Source organism: Parapedobacter defluvii (assembly GCF_014642075.1).
GTDB lineage: Bacteria > Bacteroidota > Bacteroidia > Sphingobacteriales > Sphingobacteriaceae > Parapedobacter > Parapedobacter defluvii.
Window position 1 is genome coordinate 45,460 of record NZ_BMIK01000024.1, and the last position, 24,116, is coordinate 69,575.

16 protein-coding genes are annotated in these 24,116 nt (G+C 48.7%); 1 reads left to right on the top strand and 15 read right to left on the bottom strand.

Features of this window, described 5'->3' with window-relative positions:
• Positions 1–84: 84 nt before the first annotated feature.
• The 12 genes from IEX60_RS22005 to rbsK all read right to left on the bottom strand — a co-directional run bounded on the left by IEX60_RS22005 (position 85) and on the right by rbsK (position 16,427).
• Positions 85–930 carry a fumarylacetoacetate hydrolase family protein gene (locus IEX60_RS22005; RefSeq protein WP_188753557.1) on the bottom strand — a complete coding sequence of 282 codons (846 nt, stop codon included), beginning with the start codon at positions 928–930 and terminating at the stop codon, positions 85–87.
• A 62-nt stretch (positions 931–992) separates the two neighbouring features.
• Positions 993–2,507: an aldehyde dehydrogenase (NADP(+)) gene (locus IEX60_RS22010; RefSeq protein ID WP_188753558.1), complete on the bottom strand. Its 1,515-nt coding sequence runs from the start codon at positions 2,505–2,507 to the stop codon at positions 993–995.
• A 122-nt stretch (positions 2,508–2,629) separates the two neighbouring features.
• Entirely contained in the window at positions 2,630–4,210 is a 1,581-nt protein-coding gene (locus IEX60_RS22015) for an ADP-ribosylglycohydrolase family protein (protein WP_188753559.1), read from the bottom strand.
• Between the two features lie 25 nt (positions 4,211–4,235).
• Positions 4,236–5,252, bottom strand: coding sequence for a nucleoside hydrolase (locus IEX60_RS22020; protein ID WP_188753560.1), 1,017 nt, complete (start codon positions 5,250–5,252; stop codon positions 4,236–4,238).
• Positions 5,253–5,295: 43 nt separating this feature from the next.
• Positions 5,296–6,270, bottom strand: a complete 975-nt coding sequence (locus IEX60_RS22025; RefSeq protein WP_188753561.1) for a nucleoside hydrolase — start codon at positions 6,268–6,270, stop codon at positions 5,296–5,298.
• Positions 6,267–7,424, bottom strand: coding sequence for a glycoside hydrolase family protein (locus tag IEX60_RS22030; protein ID WP_188753562.1), 1,158 nt, complete (start codon positions 7,422–7,424; stop codon positions 6,267–6,269). The genes IEX60_RS22025 and IEX60_RS22030 overlap by 4 nt, the downstream gene beginning before the upstream one ends.
• A gap of 39 nt (positions 7,425–7,463) precedes the next feature.
• Complete coding sequence (locus IEX60_RS22035; protein ID WP_229717706.1) at positions 7,464–8,636, bottom strand: nucleoside hydrolase; 1,173 nt, start codon at positions 8,634–8,636, stop codon at positions 7,464–7,466.
• A 1-nt stretch (position 8,637) separates the two neighbouring features.
• Positions 8,638–9,702 (bottom strand): glycoside hydrolase family protein, encoded by a 1,065-nt coding sequence (locus tag IEX60_RS22040; RefSeq protein ID WP_229717708.1) that lies wholly within the window; start codon positions 9,700–9,702, stop codon positions 8,638–8,640.
• A gap of 39 nt (positions 9,703–9,741) precedes the next feature.
• Complete coding sequence (locus IEX60_RS22045; RefSeq protein WP_188753563.1) at positions 9,742–11,307, bottom strand: RagB/SusD family nutrient uptake outer membrane protein; 1,566 nt, start codon at positions 11,305–11,307, stop codon at positions 9,742–9,744.
• Positions 11,308–11,319: 12 nt separating this feature from the next.
• Complete coding sequence (locus tag IEX60_RS22050; RefSeq protein WP_188753564.1) at positions 11,320–14,331, bottom strand: SusC/RagA family TonB-linked outer membrane protein; 3,012 nt, start codon at positions 14,329–14,331, stop codon at positions 11,320–11,322.
• A gap of 137 nt (positions 14,332–14,468) precedes the next feature.
• Entirely contained in the window at positions 14,469–15,473 is a 1,005-nt protein-coding gene (locus IEX60_RS22055; RefSeq protein ID WP_188753565.1) for a GRP family sugar transporter, read from the bottom strand.
• A 36-nt stretch (positions 15,474–15,509) separates the two neighbouring features.
• The gene (gene rbsK, locus IEX60_RS22060) at positions 15,510–16,427 is read right to left on the bottom strand and encodes a ribokinase (protein ID WP_188753566.1); all 918 of its coding nucleotides are present in this window, start codon (positions 16,425–16,427) and stop codon (positions 15,510–15,512) included.
• A 200-nt stretch (positions 16,428–16,627) separates the two neighbouring features.
• On the opposite strand from rbsK, the gene IEX60_RS22065 reads away from it, so the two are divergent.
• Entirely contained in the window at positions 16,628–18,112 is a 1,485-nt protein-coding gene (locus tag IEX60_RS22065; RefSeq protein WP_188753567.1) for a hypothetical protein, read from the top strand.
• Between the two features lie 23 nt (positions 18,113–18,135).
• Here IEX60_RS22065 and IEX60_RS22070 read toward each other — a convergent pair whose 3' ends face one another.
• The 3 genes from IEX60_RS22070 to IEX60_RS22080 all read right to left on the bottom strand — a co-directional run.
• A complete protein-coding gene (locus IEX60_RS22070) occupies positions 18,136–20,070 on the bottom strand; it encodes an OmpA family protein (protein ID WP_188753568.1) in 1,935 nt (644 codons plus the stop codon).
• A gap of 18 nt (positions 20,071–20,088) precedes the next feature.
• Positions 20,089–21,051: a PorP/SprF family type IX secretion system membrane protein gene (locus tag IEX60_RS22075; protein ID WP_188753569.1), complete on the bottom strand. Its 963-nt coding sequence runs from the start codon at positions 21,049–21,051 to the stop codon at positions 20,089–20,091.
• Positions 21,052–21,134: 83 nt separating this feature from the next.
• On the bottom strand, positions 21,135–24,116 hold a 2,982-nt coding region (locus IEX60_RS22080), incomplete at its 5' end, for a T9SS type B sorting domain-containing protein (RefSeq protein WP_188753570.1).

The following is a 24,116-nucleotide window of genomic DNA, read 5'->3' on the forward strand; positions in this document are numbered from 1 at the left end:
ATAGGGAGTACGCCAAGCCACCCATTTGCTATCCTATCCTAACTGTTTTTTATCCTCATTTATTATTTTATGGAAAAGAAAAGATCAGTTATAACTTACCGTATTGTGCAAGGTACCGATGGAGTCGATGGTAATATCGACCTCATCACCGGGAGCTAGCGTAAAATCATGGGCAGGCACCAGGCAGGTACCTGTCATCAAATAACTTCCATATATGAATCGACATTCACGGTACAGATAAGCAGCTAACTCTTCTAACGGACGTTTTATCCGATTGATTTGCACCGAGTCGCTGAACATCACTTTTCCCGCCCTTGATATCTGCATCGCAATGGTTGTTTCAGGATCGATCGGCAGTTCAGGCACATACAGACAGGGACCTAACGCGGCGCTTCGATCGTATACTTTTGCCTGCGGAAGATACAGCGCATTTTCCCCTTCGATGCTTCGGGAGCTCATATCATTTCCCACGGTATACCCCTGGATACTTCCCGACGAATTGATGAAAAGTGTCAGTTCTGGCTCAGGCACATCCCAAGCGGAGTCCTTGCGGATACTTACCGTCTGACCGTGACCCGCTACTCGGTGCGGCAACGCCTTGAAAAATAGTTCCGGTCTCTCAGCGTGATAAACTTTATCGTATAAGTCGGCGCCGCCGGATTCTTTTGCCTCTTCCATCCGCGCTTCCATGCTTCGGAAATACGTTACCCCTGCTGCCCACACCTCCTGATTGCCAATTGGCGGCAACAGTTTGTTAGCGATCCATGCCTTGGCTTCCCTCTCATCTACCGAGCGAGCCGATTTCGACCGATTATCAAGATAATCGTAAAGTCGATCGCGGTTAATCAGTTCATCCCAATCTTGGTCAATTTGATAATAACCATCTACTGCTTGGAGCAAGGTACCCAGTGTAGTTTTGTATAGCTTCATAATTTGTTTTCTTAACACGAAATCTTCATCGTATCCCTTAGCGCTTGTAATCACCTGTTTTCTTAGCGTGACTTCCGGGTCAGTTCACCGTCTACTTTCCGCCAGATGCCTGCCTCGTTGCCGTTCCGCAGTTCCGCGGGCAGTAACCGATCGGGATAATTCTGGTAACTCACAGGTCGCGTAAAACGGTAGATTGCCTGGGTCCCCACCGATGTGCTCCGGGTATCTGTCGTGGCCGGGAAAGGCCCCCCATGCACCATCGCATGGCATACTTCAACACCCGTCGGAGCACCATTGATAATCAACCTCCCTGCTTTTTGTTCCAATCGCTGAAATAGCGGTCCGAATGAGTCAATGTCTGTATCGGTGCACCAAACTCCGCATGTCAGCTGTCCATCCAATGCTTCCGCTATTTCGAGCAACTGCGCCCGGTCTTCTGCGACGACATGTATGGACGCGGGGCCAAAATATTCTTCCTGCAAGGCGCTATTTCCAAGAAAATCGCTCCCACTGACGCGGAAGGCTACCGGAACGGCGGCATTGGCTGATTCCATTTTCTTTCCTTCACCCAATGTGCTGAGTTCGACCATGGATTTCAAACGTTCTACCCCCGCCGAGTAGGCCCTGTGGATGCCCGGTGTCAACATAGCATGGCAGGTCTGTTCGGCCAACTGCTTCCCATACATGGACAGGAAATGTTCCGTGTCGGGCGACTGCAACAGCACCATCAATCCCGGATTGGTGCAAAACTGTCCGGCGCCTAAGGTATTAGAGGCCACCAGCGCGGCGGCCGTTGCCTCGGCATGGAGCTTCAATCGATCAGGCAACAAAAAAACCGGGTTGATGCTTCCCATTTCAGCATATACCGGAATCGGTACCGGTCTCTTCGCCGCTGCGTCATACAACGCCTTACCCCCCAAGAAAGAGCCTGTAAAGGCAACTGCCGTGACCGACGGATGGGTAACCACCTGTACGCCCACATCCCTTGCCACCATCAGTGAAGCGAATACACCATCGGGCATACCTGTTTGGCGAGCGGCCCTTTCGATGCAGCCGCCTACCAGCAAGGACGTCTGTGGATGCCCTTCATGCACTTTATACAATACGGGACACCCTGCAGACAAAGCCGATATTGTATCACCCCCGGCCACCGAAAACGCAAAGGGAAAATTACTTGCCCCGTACACGCACACCGGTCCAAGAGGCCGCTGCATTTGCCGGATATCCGGTTTCGGAACCGGCGCACGTTGCGGATCGGCCGTATCAATAATCGCATTTACCCACGATCCTTCCTCCAACACCCCGGCAAACAAATGGATTTGGTTAATCGTCCGGTCGATCTCTCCACTGAGACGCCCCTCGGGAAGGTGTGTCTCCCCGTGGCTGGTTTCAATAAGATCGGTCCGGATGGCGCTAATTTCATGGGCGATCTGGCGTAAAAAACCAATGCGCTGCTGCACTGAAGATTGCCTATACGGTTCAAACGCATCTTTTGCACGTTTTATATATTTCTCAACTTCCGCCCATTCCAATAAGGTAGGAGATTCACTCTCATGTTTGTCTGCCATCGTTGTCATCAGTTCTTGGTTAACCAATCGGATTTATATATTCGCAAAAAACTAAGACAAAATAAGCCAACAATTTGCTGGTTTTCCAACAAATTGTTAGCTTATTTTAATACAATATTGGCTTAGTACGGTTACCTGCCGGAAATGGTGCTATGGTAGTTTATCCCATCCACCGGCATATTACCATACACTACATAGTTACCCGCCCATACCCGATAACCATCCCGGGGATTGGTGACCACGACTTTCACGGTGTGCTTGCCTTCCCGTAGTTGGTACTTCCAGAAAATCTCGTGGCGCCGTTTGGTATAATCGGTAGACATGGAAAATGTCTCTATTTTTTTGCCATCGATATGCAATTCCAATGAAAAAACATGGTTTGGCAATTCGTCTCGGTCTTTATGTGCGGATCCCAACAGTACGATACCTGTCCCTTCGAAGTCAAATGCGTATTCAGCTGTAATCGTTTGATTTACCGAAACCCGCTCAACCGGATATAGGCCCTCGAAACTTTTCTCATACTGCACCGATGTAGGACGCTGCAAGGCAATCGTTGCCGTATTTTCGTCGATTGTGCCTCCATTGCGCCGGATCATTTCAAGCGCATGCCGATACCCGATGTCATAAACCTTGTTCAAGGACATTGTCGTATACTTAAACTCCATGTCTTCAACATCGGCCAGTCCCATTTTCCAATGGGCGGGAATTTTATTATACCCCATCATGGTTCCCAAAATACCTCCAGCGCTTGAAGGGTTGCAATCGGAGTCCTGCCCTGCGCGCGTAGCGATTTCCAGTGTTCTTGTATAGTCACCGTTGCCATAAAGTAAGCCCAGTACAATATAAGCTGCATTGATTTTTGCATCGATATCGAACGGGGCAAACACGCCGTCCGGGCATCCCACTTCTTCAGACCATTTCCTTTGTATTTCAAACCAGGTCTGTTTCCAGTCATCGGGATACCGTTCATACCAAGTTATCACGTCGGAAATACATTTGTAAAAATCGCTCTCAGCAGGAACGGTACGAAGCGCTTCCTTCACTACATAGTGAATGTCATCCGATACAAACGCCAATGAGTACATTGCTCCTACATATACACCGCCATACCAGCCATCACCGTAGTTCATAATATGCCCGATTTTATCGCTGATTTCCGAGGCTGAGTTGGGCATTCCCGGATTCATCAGTCCGGCGAAATCTGATTCGATTTGATAATCAATATCATCCGCATGTGGATTATTCATCCAATGGCCCGATTCCGGTGCCTTGATTCCGTTGAGGATGTTATAACGTGCAGCTTGGTTAGCATGCCAAAGGGTGTACCCTGCATTGGCAAAAGCATTCGCAAATGAGTCCACGGGCGCATCCATTCCCAAGCGTTCAAAAACATCTACAAAAGTCAGGTCCATATAGATATCGTCATACAACCCCGGAACATCCTCCATCCACTTCTTCAGGTAACCATCGTACCACGGAATTGTCTGATAATCCTGTATAAACGTACCGTTGTAATGAAATTCCGTAGGTCCGCCAAACGTAACACCGATTGTCTGGCCCGCCCAGCCTCCCCTGATTTTGTCTTGTAGTTCAGCGAGGGAAATAACCTTTGTTCTTTGTGGTTCCTCCGGGTGCTGTGCCTGTCCAAAACACAGTAACCAACACATAGAAAAACTTCCGATTGACAGTGTAAATTTTTTCATTGCTTTCATTACATCTCCGTTTAACTGTGATTCACTACTGCCGGCGTGATACTCCCTGCAATAGTAATCCATCGATGACATCCGCGACGTGATTATATGGATATTTATGGCTCAGGAAATAGTGACCCCCATCGGTTGTCGGGTCCCACGTATTTGATCCATCTTCACGGACGATAAATTTCCCCGGTCCATTTACATAAAAGTAATCCGCTGGATTCCGGACCGCAACCAACACCGCTGTCAGATCCCATGAATTGCGGTTAGACTCTCCTTCCTTGGTATAGGTTTTTAGGTTATACGCATACCCTTTACTCACCGGATTATCCCCTCCTTGCGCGGCTACTTTACCGCCCGTAAAAATCTTGAAACCGATCTCGAAACCACTGAATAAGATAGGTTTGGGCCACTTGTTCATGGCATTCACCGCAGCCGAAGCATGTTCGTTGACGTTAAATTCAACACCCTCCGGAAATGCACCTGCCATTGCCACCAATTGTTTCACCTTTGTCTTGACAAGATCGATACCGTTTAACGGCGAATATTCGTCGGGCTGTGAATCTAACAGCGCACTGATGTTCGAAAAGAATCCCACCGTTACAATCGTCACGCTATTATCAGGTTGACTGGCCAGCATACGGCGGTACACACTCACTGCGTCGGGATAACTTTTTATACGCACATCGGGGGCAAAAATATTGATCAAGGTATCGTTCCATCCGTTTTGGGCGGTGAAGTCGGGCGCACCTTGAACCGCAGCGCCAACAGGCAGACTGTCACGGCCGAAATAACGGTTGAATACCTCGATCGTCGGTGCAATGGATGGATGTGCATCGCTGGCTACCGTAGCCAGTATTTCGCATTCACCACTGTCGGCCAACGCATGCAACACCGCTATCGCTCCGATGTCATCGTAGTCTGGGCCCATATCGGTGTCGAAAATGATGCTGGGAATGACTTTATCAGGATCATTTTTTTTATTTACTCCCGTTGTGGAACAGGCGGTAACCAAAAACAACGAAAGGCCGCCAATTACTAATCTGCTTTTTGTCATATCTAATTTCTAATTTAGTGTAAAACTGTTAGTCATCTATACTTCAACGTGGATTTTCAGCCATCAAGGTTTCTATCGTATCTTCCAGCGTATCTTTCGGAATACGGGGGACAACTTTAAAACGCTTCGTTAAATCTGGGTCAATAGCTGTCGTCCAAAAAGTCTCCATGTTGTCATTTTGCCTTAGGCAACCCGGTTCAATATTAAAATATTCCGGTCTTACGGCAAACAGCACGGCGATCTGATCCCAACTGGATCTGCCGTTTTTTAATGCATTACCCGGCCAGAATTCGTATGCCGCCTTTACCGGATTCCGATCTCCGGTGTTCGGAAGCTTCCGGTTGCCGGTAATGATATCCTCACCGGCTCCACTAAAATAAGCATCGGTTGGCCATCTTTTCAACAGTTCCTTTATATATTTATCAGTACCATTTCTACCGAAATTCCAATCATTTTGAGGGATGCGATCTGTATGGGTCATTGCCACCCATTTGGTTACTTTTCTCTTGACAAGATCCATTCCCTGTGGATCCCGGATCAGATGAAATAACGCTACCGGATGCCCCACCGATACCAGGGTAACGCTGCTATCGGTTTGGTCCGCCAACAGTTTCTTGTACAAGGATACGATTTCTGTGGTGGAATCAACCAACGAATGACCGTATTTATCCGTTGCACGGGCAATCAGGGCCGAATAAGAATCATTGGGGTCTCCAATTTCATCTTCGCCCATGTATTGACCTATGGGAATGTCAGGCCTTCCATAGTAGGTATTAATCGCGTGGCAAGCACCAACGCCATATCGATTGGCATTTGAACTGAACATCACCCCGATGATGTTGACCTCACCCCGGTCTGCCAGCTTATGCAAAACAGCCATCGCACCGGCATCATCGCAGTCACTACCGATATCGGTATCAAAAATCACGTTGATCTGCGCTGACATCCCTAACGGAATGACAATCCACGCGATCATCAGGAAGATCATTTTACAGGTATTTTTCTTCGGTTTCATCATTGTTTGATTACCTCTCCTCTCCAGATATGATAGGTCCATTCGGCATGGGATGTGGCGGAAGGTGTTACATCCGGTGCCTCCTTGCTTACCGTGTAATAAACAACAGGAGCTTTCCAGTTTTCCAACACCCCATACGGATCCCGTTCCAGTCCCGCATTATGATTTCTTGCAAAGCCTGTCAGGTAAGGAGCGATCCGCACCATCACTTCCCATTTCCCGGAACTGCTCAGGAAATCATCCAGGGGCATGTAGTTTACTTCCAGGCTTTGATTCAGGTACGCCGGATATGTGGTCGGATGGGGCTGCACGGGCCTGACCATGACGATGACATTTTCCTCAGGATCTATTGCAAAATCCGAATTGCAGGTATAATCCCTACCTGTATAATCGATGTTAACTAAACCATTATCTACCATCCGGGTGGAAGGTATAGGCTCATAGGTATCCATATCGGTTAAATTCAATCTTACCCATTCGATCCGCGTCCCATTTTTATCCCCGACCGTATACGTTAGCAGCACCTCGCCCTTCTGATCCAATGAAACCGCCGACGGCTGTCCTACCCCCCAAGATTTCCCTCCGTTTGGGAGTTGCTCATCTCCCTCATGCGCCCATGTTTTCTTTAGTAACTGCTGCGGATATTTCACCCATTGTCCAGCGCTCAGGTCGTTGCTGAATGCTACACCTACCTCGTTGTAATAAACATCATATTGGTTGGTTAAGTAAAACATCGCGTACTTGTAGGTATTTCCGCCCATGCGAAAACTACCTCCGATGACCGAAGGATCACAGATGTGGTGATCATCCCAAGAACCGGAAGGCCCCGGTTGTACGACGCTTTCCGGCAGGGTCTGCGTACCGTCGGGATGGATCTGTATGTGATAGATATGATCCACCATCACCAATTGCTCCGGGTTTCCACAAAAAAATAGATGCACGTTTCCATCCAGCTCTTTCACCAGACTTGGGCAATAAGAATAACGGCTTTGGTTGTAAAAACCGAACACTTCTTCCTGATTTATAAAATCATACCGGGACTCATCGGTCGGGTCAGGCAGCAAGGGTTTCTCGGGTGTATTTTCCTTGGTACAGGAAAACAGGCTGATCAACATCATCCATCCGAAAACACCTGAATTTAGCTGTATGTTTGGCATCTTTACTCCTGTTTTCTGCATTTAAAAATCAATCCGGCACTACGGTTCGAACGATTCAAAAAGTTTTGGAATCACCGCATTCAGGGCTTTTTCGTTCTCTTCGGTATCGGACCGATGGTATATATAAATAGGGGAATCGCCCGCAGTGTATTCAAACTGAAAACGCCCGTCATCTCTAATTTCCGTCAGCCTACAGGGCCGTAAACCGTTTTCTATCACCCGGTCCGTATCTTCAAGCTGCTCCTTTTTTACCAGCCTGTACTTTCCATCTTCACTTTTAGCGATGATCCGATCCGTTGCATTTAACCAGATTGCAGACTCCCACACGTGAAACGTGTCGAACTGTGGCTTTTTCCCCGCTGTATACGGTGCCCCGGCGTCCATGGACCGGAGGAAATCGTACCTCAGGGTTTTATCAAATGCATAGTCCAGGTAACATTGCAGTTTCGGATGCATGCTGCTCAAAAAAGACATGTCGTACAGTGTGTAATAACTAGTGTTGATGTCTTTGACAAAACCACCGTCTTTCCCTGCACAGGGATACAGTGCCAGGGGTAAGCCCGACTTCAATATCCGCGTAAAGGCATACACATCCAACGCTACATTCCATTCTCCGCCGGGAATCATATTGGCCCCCTCATCTTTACCCAATGCATAATTCTTACTGGCGGTGCCCGCACTCAAATGAATGCGTTTGATCTTCTTTTTCAGCAACTCAGGCTCCCGGTTGAAAGCCACAGCCAACGCCCTTGCGCTGCCAAATGACAATACCTCAATCGGTTCCGGGCTCTTCCTGAGAACATCCAGTAACAGCTTTATGCCTTCCTGCTCAAATCCGGGCGAATCCCGCATTTCGTCCATTTCCGTTTTCATAAGGGTCATCGGACCAACGGCAAAAGGCACATTGCGGTTAAAGATGTAATTAAGCTGCTGTACCGGAATAATCCCCGCTTCCCTTGGACCCCTGGGATCTTTCCATAAAGTGGGATGATCGGCCGTATCTTTCCGGAACGCATCGGTGATATCCAGTACAATACCCAACAGCTCCACGTCACGGAGCGCAAATCCCTGTATCAGATCAAGATTGTCTCCCGGATCCTGATAAGGATGATAACAATCCGTAATGACCAAAATAGGCTTACGGGCTTGAAATCCAAAGCTCATCCCTTGAAAACCGAAGAGGAGCATGAGTCCTATCGCTATTTGTTTCATCTCACTTGCTAAAAAACTCTTTCAGGTTAAACCTGGCAGAATACATATCATAAGACCATAACCAATTTGAGCCCGTCACTGCGGGGGTAAAATACATGATTAATTCGTCATCGTTCAGCATGTATCCCCTTTCATCCGTCAAGATTCCGGGGTTATGGTTACGTGGAAACCCCGATTCGTTGGGTGTAACCGCTCCTATTTTGATCCATTTATCACCGCTTTTGGTCAGATCCTGGTCCAGCGGAATGTAGGTGAGCTCAGCCACGTTGCCGACCCATGTGGGAATCTGTGTGTCCATGTTCACCCTTCTCTCCGAAACCATGTAACAGTTTTTTTCCGAAAAGGCCGGATAGTTATTGCTCCCCATTCCGGCTATTCTCTTTTCTTCTCCCAACCGTATATGATTCAGATCATTCAAGATCACATCCCTGTAGGTAAAGCCGCCGCTAGAATTGGAATAGAAAAGGCGTATAGTAGAGTCATTTAAGACGATGGACGTACTTTGACCTACGCCCCACTTCGTGCGGTCGTCGGATGGCACAATCGGATTTTTATCGAACTTAATATATGGTCCTTCAATGTTCTTGGAAATAGCCAAACCGATCTGATTGTGTTTATTATCCCATTGGTCGGTTCCCAGGTAGGTCATGATGTAATCGTAGGTTTCACCCTGGTAAGTTGTCTTAAATGCCCTCACATCGGGATCGCATATGTGATTGATATCCCATCCGATATCAGAAGGTTCCACCAGCCGGGTTCCCGGTTGCCATTTATAGCCGTCTTTTGTGGGGATGCCTTTATACAGATAAATATAGTCCACAATTTTGAAAGGTTCGAGATTTTGACATACAAACGCATACCGAATGCCATATTGATCCTGAATAACACTCGGCGCATAGTTATAATGCCCCGCCCCGCCGCTGAATTCGTAATTTACCTCCGGGACAATGGTCCGGCTTTCATCGTCCGTAAATGCGTACACAAGAAAGCACAAAACGGTTAAGGGTAAGAATCGAAGGAATCCACTATTTTTCATGTCTGAAATCTGATTAAACGTGGTCTTCATCAGCCTGATTGCTATGGCAATCGGGCTGGTGAATCCGGATCAATAGTTTGGATTTTGTGTAAGATTCGGATTGTTATCCACCTCGCTTTGCGGGATGGGCATGCGCGACGATTTTCCGATGATAAAGTTATTGAAATCGCTATCCCTGCTTTTCAACTCGTTAATCGTAGCCTGATCATCCAGTCCCCATCTTTTCAAATCGATCCACCGAACGCATTCCAGGCTAAGCTCCAATGCCCGTTCAATCTTCAGATGCTCCTTAAATGCGGCTTTATCGCTAACGATTTGTGCCCCGTCGTAATACGTACTGTTCTGGATCGCCGGCAGTTTTACCCGCTGTCTTACCCGGTTCAGGCATTCGATGGCTTTGGGCGTAGGACCGTTTAACTCATTTAAGGCCTCGGCATACAATAAGAGGATATCCGCATACCGTAACGAGCGGAAATTGTTATCATTCCAGTAATAGATGGGGTTTTCATCGGTACTGTATTTCTTAATGAATACGCGTTTTCCCCAATCCGCTCTCCAATTGTTTCCGTAAATCAAGGTATCGGGCCGTTCGGGAAAATCCTTTCCTGCGTCGTCATACCACACACTGTAAAACAGGCGCATGTCATTTTTCCCATCCGTGGTTTGCTCACGTTTATAGTAATCCACTAACCACCGCCGGGCCTCCACATTATTCCATCCGATTCCCACCGGCGCCTGGTTCATTTCGATCTGGGTACCCAATTGAGCGTTTGGATCCAAATGGTTGTCTGTTTGATCGAAACCTACGCGGTTTATCAGCGAAAACTGGATCTCATATAACGACTCTCTATTGTTCTCGGTCGTATTGCGGAAGTTGTCCCCGTAATCGGTCGTCAGATCGTAGTAATTTTTACCCTCTCCGTCTACCAGCCATTCCAGGCACTGAACGGCCTCTTGCCATTTATGGTCCTGCATGTACACTTTTGCCAATAGTGCATAAGCAGCCCCCTTGGTAGGACGACCGTAATCGGATTCCGGCCGGGTAGCCGGCAGTTTTGAGACCGCATCGTTTAGATCCTCTTCAAGCTGCGCGAAAACTTCTGCCGGCGTTTTCTGTTCCGGTGCATCAGACGCCGAAGAGGTTTTTAACACGAAAGGGATATTCTCCCAGAGTGTGGTCAGGTAGAAATAGTAAAAGGAACGCAAAAATTTAACCTGCCCGATCAGATCCTGCCGGTGCTGTTCATTGCTGAATGGTATATCATCGATGTGATCCAGTACCTGATTTGCCCGAAAGACCGCGATATAATGCTCTCGCCATATTTTTGTGTTTACTTCGCCAAAATTATAGTTGGTAAATATAAACTTTGCGTATTCGTTCAGTTCGGTCCATCCCGCCAAACTGACACCATCGTCAGCCATCCCCTGCATCTGGGTGTATATATTCCGGGTCCAGGTGCCTTGCCGGTAAAACATGTTATATACGGCTACCACACCATGTTCAATATCGGCTTCTGTCTTCCAAAAGTTGCCTGTTGATATGGTATTCTCATTATTGATATCCAATTTTGATTCATCACATGAAATAACGATCAGTGAGAATACACCTGTCAAATAAACGATATATCTTTTCATGTCTGAATTGATTTAAAATGTAAACGATAATGAAAACATAACGGACCGCGGATTGGGGAACGAGGTATTATCGGCTCCGATGGTGAATATTCCCGAATCCCGGAACTCCGGATCCAACCCCGTGTAACGGGTAAAAGTGACCAGATTTTGCAACGTAACACCCGTGCGGATCCGCTCCAGTCCGATACCTCTTGAAAGCCGTTCCGGCACGGTATAACCCAGCGCGATCTGACTCAGCCGGAAAAACGAACCGTTTTCCAACCACCTGCTTTGGTCGCCCCGGCTGTTGCGTGTATCTCCAAAAACGATTCTTGGACGGTCATTCACCGGATTTTCAGGTGTCCAAGGAACGATACCATTAAAGTTGTTCTGGTTATTTGCGAAATCGGCCGCAGCCGCAGCTGCTCCATTCCAGACATCCTGGCCGAAACGTCCGTATCCGTTAATTCCGATGTCAAAGCCTTTGTATGCCGCACCCAGGGAAAGTCCCATTTCGAATTTCGGCCACGGATTACCGACCAGTTGCCTGTCTTCCGAGGATATAATCCCATCGTTATTGTAATCATCGTATTTGATATCTCCCGGCAATGCATCCGGTTGGATAACCATTCCTTGTGAGTTCTTGTGATTTTCCACATCCTGGGCAGATTGGAAGACTCCCAACATCCGGTACAGATAAAATGCACCCAACGGCTGACCGATGGCTGCTTTGGATAAAAATTCATAGTACTCAACCCTCCCATAACCTAAATCCAGCACTTTATTTCGTACCCTGGATAGATTCAAGGAAGCTGAATACGAAAACTCGCTGCCTATTTTGTCCTTCCATCCCGTCTCAATTTCGAAACCCCTGTTTGCCAAACTGCCGGCATTGACGGCGGGATTTCCACCTTCGTTGCCCGAAGACATCAAAATAGGCAAATACACAAGGAGGTCTTTACTCTTGGAATGGAAATATTCCGCGGTAAACGTCAATCGGTTGTCTAACAGTACTGCATCAACACCGACATTGGTGGTTGTTTTCCGCTCCCACACCAAGTCGGTATTCGTCAGCCTGGACTGTGTCATCCCCAGCACTTTGGTTTCCGGAGAACCAAAGACAGCACGGGGAGCTGTATTGATTACCGCTTGGTAATCCCAATATCCGATGCTGCTGTTTCCTAACGTGCCGTGGCTGGCCCTAAGCTTCAAATCGTTTACAAAAGGCACATCAAAGAACGGCTCGCCACTGATGCGCCATGCTGCAGAAAACGAAGCAAAATTACCCCACCGGGTGGTTTCCGGCAATCGGGAGGTACCGTCTCGCCGGATGGTGGCCTGAACCAGGTATTTATCGTCAAAAGCATAATTTACACGCCCCAAATAGGACAGGATCCGTGCCTTTTGGTAACTTCCTCCTGCCGTGGTAATACCGGTCGCTGCATCAAGAGAGGTAATATATTTATCCCCGATCACCAGCGGATCCAGCTTGGTAATCCAATTGGTCTGCCCAAAAAACGTATTATAGGTCACCCCGCCGATGGCATCGATGTCGTGCCTGCCAATCCGTTTTTTGTAGTTCAATGTCTGCTCAATGAGTATGTCGTCACTTCTGTAATTTTCGAATCCCAGGCTTGCAGCGTCATTTCCCTGTCCCATGGTCCAATTGCCTGATTTACGTAAGGTATTGGTTACCCCCGAATAATTTGTATACGCTAAGTTGAGTTTTGCGTGCAGCGCATCAAATAAGGAGAGTTGACCGAACACATTCGCCTTCAGTAGGTTTTCCGGATTATCCTGAGGGCGCAATTCCTGCATCGCCACCAAATTTCGTCCATAGTTATTGGCCCTATCGGGATTCCCATAACCATATCCTCCCGGATTGGCTTCATCCTTTACCGGTATCGTAGGAGAAATGGCAATAAAATCCGCCCAAGGGTTCCCATTCAGATTCTTGCGGTCGGTTTTCGTATAAACAAAATTTTCACCATACGAAAAAATGCCTTTCTTGCCACTCGTATTGACCCGGAAACCATACCGGTCGTACCCGGATCCGTACAGCGCCCCATCATCTACCATCCGGTTAAACGACACAAAATAGTTGCCTGATTTCGAGCCTCCTGAAAACGACAGGTTATAGTTCTGCAGCACACCGGTACGCAGCATCTCTTCCTGCCAATCGGTGTTGGCGTCAAAATGGTTTTGTCTGCTAACCACGCCGGCCACACCCGTCCGAATCGCTTCGTCATAAGCAAGGTCATCGTACCTTTTCCAGGTTTCCGCATCCATTAAATCGTACCGGGGCAAGTTGGTGCTCGTTACGTTGCCGTCAAACTGGATTTTCATGGGTCCTTCTTTACCGCTTTTGGTCGTAATGATTACCACACCGTTTGCCGCTCTGGAACCGTAGATAGCCGCAGACGAAGCATCTTTCAGCACCTGGATGGATTCAACATCGGCAGGGTTCAGGTGTGCTTCGCCCCCGATCATTCCATCGACGATAAACAGTGGAGCGTTGTTTGTCAGGCTTCCCAAACCGCGGATAATAATCGAAGCCTGCTGGCCCGGTAAACCGCTCGACGTTACTTTTACACCCGATGCGAGACCCTGCATGGCTCCCACAATGTCCTGTGAATTCCGGTCACGGAGCAATTCGGTATTGACCACGGAAACGGCCCCTGTCAGGTCTTTTTTCTTGACCGTACCGTATCCGATGACAACGACCTCATCCAACGCAGCATCACCCGCCACGAGGCTGATGTCTACTGTTTTCCGACCCGACAACGCAATTTCCTGCGATTGATATCCCATGTAACTCACTACCAATGTGGCGTCGGCGGACGAAACCGACAGGGAAAATGCACCGGCATCATCGGTCGTCGCCCCGCCTTGTCCATTTAATTCTTTTACGGTTGCGCCAGCTAAGGGATTACCCGTGTTCTGATCCGATACCTTTCCCGATACCGTGACCTGAGCAACTGCCAGTTGAGTCGTGACCAGCCAACAAAACAGTGCACAAAACAATCTTAAATTCCTTAATTTCATAGCTTTACGTTTATGATAAACCCATTTTTTTTTCAATAACTTGCCTGTACAGCGATGTGTCACCTCGTAGCGGTATGATCGTCTGTTCCTACGTGTCCGTAGCAGCTTTATGTTATTTATTCCGTACTAGCCCTTTATTACCTTCCCGCGGCAATCACCAACCCTAGTCCAACCACAAACAGGACAAACATCGCGGCCACGAGTCCATTTACGGTCTTTGATCCTCCCTTAAATTCTTTCCATATCAATACCCCCCACAACGCGGCCACCAGTGTGGCACCCTGCCCAAGACCATAGGAAATGGCCGGACCGGCTTTCCCCGCTGCAATCAGATTGAAGAGATTGCCCAGCCCCCAAATGCAACCGCCCAAAATGCCTACCAGGTGCACACCAAAGCGACCCCGGAAATATTCACCGTAGCTGCTAGGTGTCCCTTCCAATGGCTTGCGCATGAGTATGGTATTGAATAATACATTACTCACTAAAATACCTCCCGCAAACACGACAAAAGCAGTATAAGGAGTCATTTTTCCCGGTGCAGGCGAAACAAAATTCTCCAAATCCATCCCTGCTGCGATAAATGGATAGAACGTAGACATCAACACTCCTGCGATAACTGATATCACAATCCACTTTCCCACGCCTTTTTTTCCTGTTCCACCCGAGTGCTTCCCGTAAGCCACCGCATTGAGTATGATAGCCAAGGTCACCAAGCCTACCCCCAGAAATAGAAAGACAGGGTCACCCTTGGCATGCATCAGGTAATTAATGAGTACACCGATTACCAGTGCCAGGCCGATTCCGACGGGAAAAGCAACAGCCATCCCCGCACCGGCAATAGCCGCTGTAAGCAGGATATTAGCCAAATTGAATACCACTCCGCCGATAAATGCGCTCCTGATATTAGCTCCTTCCGCCTGCGAGAGGTCGGCCAAGAATGGTCTACCCGATTCTCCCGTGCTACCCATGGTAAACGCACCGATAAGGGCCAACAGGAAAATCCCCAAAACGTAATCCCAATAGAACAGCTCAAAACGCCATTCCCGCTGTACCACCTTCTGTGTGTTAGCCCAGGAGCCCCAGCAGAGCATCGTGATGATGCAGAATATAACTGCTATTCCATAACTTTCTACGATAAACATAATTTGTTGGTTTTAAAATCGGTTTACACTTATTGTTTACGTCATATTACTCAATAGCACCTCGTTACGGAACGGAATAGAAGATTGTGCCCCCATGCGCGTCACAGCAATAGATGCCGCTTGGCAGGCAAAAGACACCGCATCTGTCAGTGCCCTGCCTTCGCTTACAGCCACCGCGAGGGCTCCATTGAACACATCGCCGGCAGCGGTCGTATCCACCGTCTCGACACTTGGGGCCGGAATGTGGTAAAACACGCCTTCTTCCAACAGTGCCGCTCCTTCTTTTCCCAATGTAACGATCACGTGTTTCACTCCCTGTTGGTGTATGCTTTCGGCTGCCTGGCGGGCACTCGGTACGTCGACAATACGAACGCCCGACAACATCTCTGCTTCATGGACATTAGGCGTAATGATGTCAATTAAATTAAACATACTGGGTACTAAGCTATTCGCAGGTGCGGGATTAAGAATTACTTGCATGCCTCTACTCCGGGCGAGGCGGGCGGCGTGTTCTACCGTCCGCATCGGTATCTCCAATTGAACCAGTAGAATTTTGCCATCGGGGTACTTATCCAACACCTCTTCCACATCGTTAGGTTCTAAATGGGCATTCGCACCCGGTGCCACTACGATACTATTTTCACCGCGTTCATCCACGGTAATCAGCGCAATGCCCGAAGGACTGTGATCATCGGCCAAAATGCCGTTCGTATCTACCCCTTCTTCATCAAACAGTTGGGAAGATTGCTTTCCAAAAATGTCATCACCGATTTTACCGATGAAGGTCACGTCACCACCCAAACGGGCAACAGCCACAGCTTGATTCGCTCCCTTTCCACCGGGATTCATCAAAAAAGATCCACCCAAGACTGTCTCTCCGGGTTGTGGAATATGGCTTGTCTTCACCACCATATCCATATTCATACTACCTACAACGATTATTTTACTGCTCATACAACTGGTTAAAAAATGCAACTTGGCTTATAATACTGTCAAAAGTAACGGGTATATTTTTGATAAATCGACCTTTTTTTCATAATTTTATGAATTATAATACAAACAAAACATCAAAATAATTTAATAAAAAACTTATAATCAAATAGTTAAATAATATATTATTTTCAACTTATTCTTCATTAGCTGCTTTACTTACCATGTTGTTCTACGAACTCGAAAAACTCGTCAAGTCACTTTCCGCCGCTGAAAAAAAGCTCTTTCAATTAAACAGTATCCGATTGAAGGAAGAAAGTGACTACCTGCTACTGTATGAATTGATTGCAGCGCCTGCAAGTCCCGAAGGAATATCCTGGCAAGAGCAATACAAAAAGCAATATCCGACGAAGTCATTGGAAAATACAGCCGCTTATTTATACAAAACATTAACGGACATGCTGGTACAGATCCGTATCGAACAGGATACATGGTACCAACAATACCAATGCCTACTGAAAGCAAGGTTGTGTTTCGAACGCTCCATCCCTTCCAGGGCATTCAAGGAGCTTCATAAGGCTTTCAAATTAGCAGTAGCAAGCCAGCACCATCCGGTTGCCTACCAAGCCGCCCGGATGGAGTTAACCGCACTTGCAGACATGGGATTTCCGGGGCTTAGTGAGCAGCAATTGGTGGACAAGCAAATGAAGGCAAAACACACCCTGCAATCACTTCGGCAGATCCACGAACATTATTCGCTTTATGAGCTTCTTAGCCACCGGCTTACGCATGGAAAACGCCCGGAAAGCAGCAAGCAGGATAAACAGGTGAATGATTTGATCTTAAGCGAACTTAGCCTTTCTACACGAGGTAGTCAGCATCAGTTTGAGCCTCAGAAATTACACTTGCTCTTCCAATCTTTCTTTTTTATTCATTCCGGCGAATACCGCTCCGCGCTGCGGATATTCAATGAGCTGACCAAATTGACCGAAGCCAACGAATCCATGTGGGATTACCCCCCGTATGATTATCTATCGGCACTTGATGGCATCCTTGACAGTCTCCGGAGCATAGGTTATTATCAAGAAATGACCCCTTTTATTGATAAGTTGGCAGCACTGTCAGAACGCACCTACCCGGAACATTTTAAAAGTGTAGCCACATTGACCGCGCGCGTATACCGATTAAATCGGTATGTGGGCTGCAAACAATATGAAATAGCTGCCCAATTTATCGTGCAATCTTCGGCTAATGGGGATACACAAAAGATCATAGAGGGTCACGAAAAACAATTGGAATATTACTTTTTTGTCGCATTCACTCATTTTATGTTACAACAATGGAGTAAGGCGAAGAAACCATTAAACCTGCTCACCGCGGTTGCCAAACAAACCCCGCAACACCTTGCCTATCGTGCGGGGCGCCTGCTCCAAATCCTTATCAGTTACGAAACGGATGATATTGGCTACATTGAGTATGAGATCCGGTCGTACAAAAGAGCGTTCAGTAAACAGGGCAAAGCCTATAAAACCGAGAAATTAATCTTCCATACCGTTGCAGTAGACCCCAAACGCCGGGGAAATGCGTGGAAAGCAGCGGCCCGCAAGAAGATGACTGCAAAATTGGAGGAAATCGCATCCGACAAACGGGAACTCCAACTGACAAAATTTGCCGATTTCGGACAATGGGTATTGAATAAATACGTCTAGTTGTAAATCGGATTAAGTGCCTTTCATTCGTCATTCCCAATCACAAAGAATTCCACCCGTCTGTTCCACTGATGCTCCTCTTCGGTACATTCAACTCCTTTGGCGCAATGGTTGGCCAGTTTAGTGAAACCATATCCTTTGGCAACCAAGCGGCTGGCTGCAATTCCTTTACTGACCAAGTATGCCACCGCCGAATCGGCCCGTCGTTGGGTCAGTTTCATGTTATAAGCTGCGGTTCCCCTGGAGTCCGCATGTGCACTCAGTTCGATGCGCACGCTGGGATCACTGTTTAGAAATGCAGCAATCTTATCCAGTTCCAAAGCCGCGTCTGGGCGGATATCGGCTTTATCAAAATCGAAATAGATATTACGGAGTACAACCACTTCCTTCACTTCGACCGGCGAAAGGTAGATGTCTTTCTGCAACGTAGTGCTGGAATCGATGCCTGAGGTCGAAAACGCCATCGGCGTAAATTCGCGGAACCCGGTCTGTTCGGCAGTGAGCGTATAATCTGTATTTTCCGCCAGATTAAATTTGAATTTTCCGTCCGTTCCGGCGTTGACAATTACGGCATTCACTTCCTCGCCAACGGGCGTAAGAGTCACTTTCGCCCCGGTCACGGGGAGCCTGGTCTTTTCGTTATAAACGCCTCCCTCTAAATCAATCTGGACTATTTTGTTCAGATTGAACCAATAAATATCGTCTGCCCCGGCGCCACCGCTTCGATTCGAGGCCATATATCCTTCCAGTTCCTTATCAAACCGGATGGAGAAATCATCGTAAGGTGAATTGAACGGAAAGCCTAAATTAACGGCCTTGGTGGCATTGCCGGTCCCAACCACGCGGTATACATCCAATCCTCCCATTCCCAAATGTCCATCTGATGAAAAATAAAAATCACCGCGATCATCGATCGCTGGGAACCGCTCATCACCGGGTGTATTCACCGCATCGCCCAGATTGACCGCATCGCCCCAGGTTCCGTCTCCTTGGCGAACTACATAATAGATATCGGTTCCCCCCTTACCCCCCGGCATGTCCGACGTAAAATAGAGCGTATCGCCGGATGTTGTTAGAAAAGGGTCTCCCACAGACCACTCCGTGATATTGTTGTAACGGAATGGAACGGCATCCGCACCCCAGTTTGCTGAATCCAATGAATTAGAAAAAATTTCGATATTGACGGTCACATCCTTCCCTGCCTTTCGCTTTTCTTCCCTGGTTAAGTTACGGGTTACGGCAAAATAGATTTCATTTCGTTGTTTGGAAAACGTCGCAGGCCCGAAATGATTGGCCCCATCGCCCCAAGTGGCATCCACTTTACCCACCGTGTTTTCCTTTGCCACGTACATGGACAGATATGGGTTACCTGTCCAGCCATAAATAACATCCGGTTTTGCCGCTCCGTCAAACCGGTCGGAAGCAAAATACAGTCCATCCGGACCTTTGGTTGCACCGAATTCGGCTTGCGCGCTATTCCATTTTTTTTGGTTTTTAACCTCCACAGCTTTGACGGGATTTTCCAGCCAAACCACGGCAGAGTCGCACGAGGCATACAATATATTCAGCTCCTCTTTGCTGATGATTCCATCTGCCTTCAGCGCCACCCGTTGGTATTGCGCTTTTGCCTCCCGGAATTTCGAATTGTTGCGAAGCACATGCCCGTATTGCAGAATATGATCAATCTTTGCTTCGTCATGGTTGGCTAAGCGGGCATACCAGGTTTCCGCTTCACGGTAATTCCGGATGTGATAGTACGACTCCGCCAGTCGTTCGGCCGTTCTGATATCCGGTTTGGCCTCATATGCCCGTTGGTATAACTCAATCGCCTTGATGAAGTTGAATGCATCAAATTCACGATCGGCAGACTTCAGCAACGAATACTGTGCCTGCAACGGAACAATAACGAATAAGCAAAGTCCCAAAATCAAGTTAGCTTTCGTGTCAAAAAATTTCATAGGTAGGGGTTATTTTGTTTAGAAATACCGGGGTGTACGTACGCGCTGTGTTCCTTTGTTCAGTGAATATCCTAACGAGATCTCATGGGTTCCCCCAACCTGGTTATTGATTCTATTGAGCGCATAGTCAAAGGAATAACCGATGCGGAATTGTCCGGCGGCAACAAACTCAGCGAGGGCAATAATGGAATTTGGCCTTTTAAGGCTTTCGCTTAATTGCTTTCCACTGGAAAGTGCAGTACGGTAAGAAAGCCCAAACGTAAACTGCTCGGCAAAAATGACCGCTGCATTCAGATCCGTCGTCCACGCGCGGCTGGCCGCATTGTTCGCATTTTTCACCAAAATAGATGGCTTCAAGAGAATATCGGTGGCCAACGGAACAATGCCCCCACCGGTAATGTAATATTGCGTAACCGGAGGGATGCGGGTGCTTCCGTTATTGTCGTTGAAGATCAGTTGCGAAATCAAATTGTCCACACCAACGCCGGCAAAAAAGGTATTGGTAGAATAATATACGCCAAACCGGGCATCGGGCAGAAACGAATTCTCGATGTTCACGGATTCGGGATCCTCAGTACGCGCAGCAGCATTATCAAATCCGGAATGAATAAATCCCAAACCTATGCCGAATGCCAACCTATCTTCGGGATCCCACCCCACGCGCAGCCGGTAAGCATAGTTCGCATAGGCATAAACGCGTTTTTCTAATCCCACGCGATCACTCATCAGGTTCAGCCCAAGCCCCACATTGTCACCTGCGGTACGCATATCCGCGGCCAGGGCCAGTGTACTCGGACCACCGGGCATGCCGGTCCATTGCGAGCGGTAATAGGTATGAAAGTTTACCGGCCCACGATAACCGGCGTACGCCGGATTGATGTATAACCCATTGAACATGTACTGGCTATACTGTACCGCCTGTTGGGCAAACACAGGGGCGGTTAAAAGGACGATCAGCAATAGAAAAAAATACTTCTTCATGTCTTTATCTGTTTATTGGATATGGTCAAATCAGCGTCTTTCAGTTAACCTGCCGGGCATTCACCCGGCAGGTAATCCTCTCTTTAGCGGCCTGTCACTCTGATGATGGCTACCGCACCTTTATGGGTTTGCCATTCGCCATTGTTTCCGTTGCGAACACGCAAGATGTAATAGTATGTACCTTCCGCGAGTGAACCTCCATCCCAATCGTTGTTGTAGTTGTTGCTCTTGTAGACCTGATTGCCCCATCGGTTGATGACCATCAGTTCCCGGCCCTGGTATTGAAGCAGGTTCCTGATCACGAATAGGTCGTTCAAGCCATCGCCATTTGGGGTAAACAGATTCGGAATCACCAAAGTGGCATCCACCGGAATCGGATTCGTATCGTCCTCATCGTCCGGATCGTCGGTGTCAGGATCCCGGTCAGGCCCCCAAACGGTAATGCCATTCGTGATGGTTCCCGCAGCAGTCACAGCCACGTCTGCCGTAATACGGATCACGATGGTCGAGCCCACGTCGATAGCGCCGGTTGTCGCAATCGTGGCCTGGTTGCCAGCACCCACTACCGTGGCCGCTCCGGAAATCACCTCGTAGCCGGTAATGGTTACACCCGCTCCCGGACGTTCCTGGAGTGCGATATCTTTACCCGCTTCGATAGCCATCGGCCCATTATTGGTTACGGTTACCGTGAAGGTCGTCGGCTGTCCAGCAGTTACGATGGATTGGTCACCGACCTTCTCAATACTGAGCGTATACGGCCGTTCCACGGGAATTTCCGGTGTTTCGTCTTCATCGTCCTCTTCATCCGTATCTGGGTTCTTATCAGGACCCCATACGGCTATGCCATTAGCAATGGTCGAGCCGGCCACTGCCGTTACGTCAGCACTTACCACCACCACGATGGTTCCGCTGCTCGGGATGGCCGCAGACGTAGTGAGCGCCGGATTATTGCCGGTACCGGATACGGTCGCATTGCTCGACGTTACTTCATAGCCCGTGATGGTGATACCCGCTCCCGGACGTTCTTCCAAGTTAATCACTTTGCCGGTAGCAATTGTTGACGGCCCATTGTTTGTGATGGTTACCGTAAAGCTGGTGTTTCCACCCGAAACCACGGTTTCATCATTGGCCTGTTTGCGGATGCTCAATGCGTAGCTAGGGTCAACCGGAATTTCCGGCGTCTCGTCGGTATCATCCGGATCGTCCGTATCTGGATTCTTATCCGGTCCCCAAACGCTGATGCCATTGGTGATGGTACCTTCCGCTTCTCCGGCAATGGTGGCAGTTACTTTGACTACGATGGTACCGCCTTGTGGCAATACGGCATTAGTGGTTACAGCGGCACGGTTACCTGTGCCATTTACAGTTGCGTTGCCTGAACTTACCGTATATCCCGTGATGGTAACCCATTCACCGGGGCGCTCTGACAAGCTAATGTCTTCGCCGCTCGCGATGGATGATGGACCTTCGTTGGTAAGGGTGAGTGTAAATGTTGCGTTCTCACCCGCCTTCACACGTGCTTGATCGGCAACCTTCGTGATGCTCAACACGGCATTCGGATCCACAGGGATTTCCGGTGTATCGTCTTCGTCATCCGGATCTTCCGTACCGGGATCTTTGTCTGGTCCCCAAACGCTGATGCCATTGGTGATGGTGGCAGGTGCGTTGGCATCTACATTGGCGGCAACTTTCACGGTGATGGTACCGCCCACTGGAATTTTACCGATAGTAGTAAGCGTGGCCTCGTTGTTCGTACCTGCAATCGTAGCCGCCCCTGCTGTCACCTCATAGCCTACGATCGTTACACCCGTACTTGGACGCTCATGTAGTTGAATCGTCTTACCAGCTTCGATAACCGACGGTCCATTGTTGGTTACCGTGAGGGTAAAGGTGGTACGGGTACCCGCCTTTACACGCGATTGATCGGCTACTTTGGTGATACCCATAGCGGATTCACGATCCACCGGTATCTCGGGAGTTTCATGCTCATCATCCGGTTCCTCTGTTTCCGGATCTTTACCCGGACCCCAAACCTGTATGCCATTTGTGATCGTCGCAGGGGCATCTGCATCGACCATTGCCGTTATGCGGACCACGATGGTACCACCTACTGCAACGGCATCTGTCGTGCTTACTGTGGCTGCATTCGCGTTGCCCGCAATCGTCGCGTTCCCAGACACGACGGCATAGCCCGTGATCGTCATCCCTTCACTTGGCAGTTCAGCTAATTGGATGGTTTCATCGCTTCCGATCGGCGAAGGTCCATTATTGGTCATCGTGACCGTGAAGGTAGTTGTTTCACCTGCTACCACACGATCTTGATCAGATTCCTTGCTTATGCCTAATTTATAGACCGGAACCGGTACCACCGGATCGTCCGGGGTATCCTCGTTGTTGTCACCGTCCGGATCGTGTTCGTCACCGGCCACACTCGCATAGTTGATGTAATCGCCGGCCGCAAGTACACGCGCCGTGAGGGTCAGCGTCTCGCTGGCACCGTTGGCCAGGCCGCCAACCGTCCATGTGTTGGTAGCCGCGTCAAACGTACCCGCGCTCGCATCCGAGCTTACGTATTCGTACCCCGACGGCAGTTCGTCCGTCACCGCCACGCCTGTCGCGTCGCTCGGACCGTTATTGCTGACCACGATCGTGAACACCACGTTACTGCCTACATAGGGAGCGGTATTATCCACTGTCTTCACGACCGACAGATCGGTCACCGGAACCGGCACCACCGGATCGTCCGGGGTATCCTCGTTGTTGTCACCGTCCGGATCATGCTCGTCGCCGTCCACGCTCGCATAGTTGATGTAATCGCCGGCCGCAAGTACACGCGCCGTGAGGGTCAGCGTCTCGCTGGCACCGTTGGCCAGGCCGCCAACCGTCCATGTATTCGCAGCCGCGTCAAACGTACCCGCGCTCACATCCGAGCTTACGTATTCGTACCCCGACGGCAGTTCGTCCGTCACCGCCACGCCCGTGGCGTCGCTCGGACCGTTGTTGCTCGCCACTATGGTGAACACCACGTTACTGCCTACATAGGGAGCGGTATTATCCACTGTCTT

Excerpts from the sequence above, each read along its gene's own strand:
- IEX60_RS22005 (WP_188753557.1), bottom strand. The coding sequence starts at position 930 with ATGAAGCTATACAAAACTACACTGGGTACCTTGCTCCAAGCAGTAGAT.
- IEX60_RS22010 (WP_188753558.1), bottom strand. The coding sequence starts at position 2,507 with ATGACAACGATGGCAGACAAACATGAGAGTGAATCTCCTACCTTATTG.
- IEX60_RS22015 (WP_188753559.1), bottom strand. The coding sequence starts at position 4,210 with ATGAAAGCAATGAAAAAATTTACACTGTCAATCGGAAGTTTTTCTATG.
- IEX60_RS22020 (WP_188753560.1), bottom strand. The coding sequence starts at position 5,252 with ATGACAAAAAGCAGATTAGTAATTGGCGGCCTTTCGTTGTTTTTGGTT.
- IEX60_RS22025 (WP_188753561.1), bottom strand. The coding sequence starts at position 6,270 with ATGATGAAACCGAAGAAAAATACCTGTAAAATGATCTTCCTGATGATC.
- IEX60_RS22030 (WP_188753562.1), bottom strand. The coding sequence starts at position 7,424 with ATGCCAAACATACAGCTAAATTCAGGTGTTTTCGGATGGATGATGTTG.
- IEX60_RS22035 (WP_229717706.1), bottom strand. The coding sequence starts at position 8,636 with ATGAAACAAATAGCGATAGGACTCATGCTCCTCTTCGGTTTTCAAGGG.
- IEX60_RS22040 (WP_229717708.1), bottom strand. The coding sequence starts at position 9,702 with ATGAAGACCACGTTTAATCAGATTTCAGACATGAAAAATAGTGGATTC.
- IEX60_RS22045 (WP_188753563.1), bottom strand. The coding sequence starts at position 11,307 with ATGAAAAGATATATCGTTTATTTGACAGGTGTATTCTCACTGATCGTT.
- IEX60_RS22050 (WP_188753564.1), bottom strand. The coding sequence starts at position 14,331 with ATGAAATTAAGGAATTTAAGATTGTTTTGTGCACTGTTTTGTTGGCTG.
- IEX60_RS22055 (WP_188753565.1), bottom strand. The coding sequence starts at position 15,473 with ATGTTTATCGTAGAAAGTTATGGAATAGCAGTTATATTCTGCATCATC.
- rbsK (WP_188753566.1), bottom strand. The coding sequence starts at position 16,427 with ATGAGCAGTAAAATAATCGTTGTAGGTAGTATGAATATGGATATGGTG.
- IEX60_RS22065 (WP_188753567.1), top strand. The coding sequence starts at position 16,628 with ATGTTGTTCTACGAACTCGAAAAACTCGTCAAGTCACTTTCCGCCGCT.
- IEX60_RS22070 (WP_188753568.1), bottom strand. The coding sequence starts at position 20,070 with ATGAAATTTTTTGACACGAAAGCTAACTTGATTTTGGGACTTTGCTTA.
- IEX60_RS22075 (WP_188753569.1), bottom strand. The coding sequence starts at position 21,051 with ATGAAGAAGTATTTTTTTCTATTGCTGATCGTCCTTTTAACCGCCCCT.